The organism is Mitsuaria sp. TWR114, assembly GCF_007997345.1.
Genome location: NZ_VOSR01001135.1, coordinates 1 through 978, shown reverse-complemented (window position 1 = coordinate 978; position 978 = coordinate 1). Strand labels below are relative to the sequence as shown.

Annotated in this window: 1 protein-coding gene, 1 tRNA gene and 1 pseudogene; 2 read left to right on the top strand and 1 reads right to left on the bottom strand. The window is 67.4% G+C overall.

Features of this window, described 5'->3' with window-relative positions:
* Positions 1 to 69 precede the first annotated feature (69 nt).
* Positions 70 to 157 (top strand) — tRNA-Leu (locus FUT87_RS28155).
* A gap of 153 nt (positions 158 to 310) precedes the next feature.
* Here FUT87_RS28155 and FUT87_RS31270 read toward each other — a convergent pair.
* A complete protein-coding gene (locus FUT87_RS31270; RefSeq protein WP_255512104.1) occupies positions 311 to 469 on the bottom strand; it encodes a hypothetical protein in 159 nt (52 codons plus the stop codon).
* On the opposite strand from FUT87_RS31270, the pseudogene FUT87_RS28150 reads away from it, so the two are divergent.
* A pseudogene (locus FUT87_RS28150) lies at positions 396 to 978 on the top strand (MFS transporter); the annotation flags it as partial. The gene FUT87_RS31270 and the pseudogene FUT87_RS28150 sit on opposite strands and share 74 nt — an antisense overlap.

Sequence of the window (978 nt, the reverse complement as noted above, 5' to 3'; positions counted from 1 at the left end):
TTTTTCTTGCCCGGTGGCCCCGATAATGCCCGGTCACTACGACATGGAACTCCGCTCGGAGCCGCCGTGGCCTGGATGGTGAAATCGGTAGACACAGCGGACTTAAAATCCGCCGCCCTCAACCGGCGTACGGGTTCGAGTCCCGTTCCAGGCACCACGCGCATGGCAACCGGCGGTCGCATCGCATGGGCATGTTTGCGCAGGAACTGTTGAACCCGGGCGTCCGCAAACGCGAGGTCCTTGGCTGGTCGATGTACGACTTCGCCAACTCGGGCTACACGACCGTTGTCCTGACCGCCGTCTACAACGCCTATTTCGTCGGCGTGATCGCCCGGGGCCAGCCGTCGGCGACGCTGCTCTGGACCGTGCTGATCGCGATTTCCAGCTTCCTGGTGATGGTGACGATGCCCGGGCTGGGCGCCTGGGCCGACGCGCACGGCGCGAAGAAGAAGCTGCTTGGCTTCTGCACCGGCGCTTGCGTGCTCTCGACAGCGGCGCTCGCGGTGTTCGGGCCCGATCAACTGTGGTGGGCGGCGGTCGCCGTCGTGGTCTCCAATGTCTTCTTTTCCTATGGCGAATCGCTGATCGCGGCGTTCCTGCCCGAGCTCGCGAGACGCGACGCGCTGGGCCGGCGTGTCCGGCTGGGGCTGGGCCTTCGGTTATCTGGGCGGCATGCTCGCGCTGGGGCTGTGCCTGGGTTATGTGCTGAGCGCTCAAGCGCGCGGCGACACCGCCAGTCACTTCGTGCCGGTCACGATGCTCATCACTGCGGGCCTCTATCTGCTGGCCGCGCTGCCCACCTTCCTGCTGCTGCGCGAGCGCGCCGATCCGTGCGCGACACGCCGGGCCGCGCGCATGGGTTCCGGCCTCTCGCAGCTGTGGGCGTCGTGGCAGCGCGCCCGTGCCTATCCGGACTTCCTGCGCCTGCTGGCCTGCGGCACCAGCTACCAGGCCGGCATCGCCGTCGTCATCGCGCTG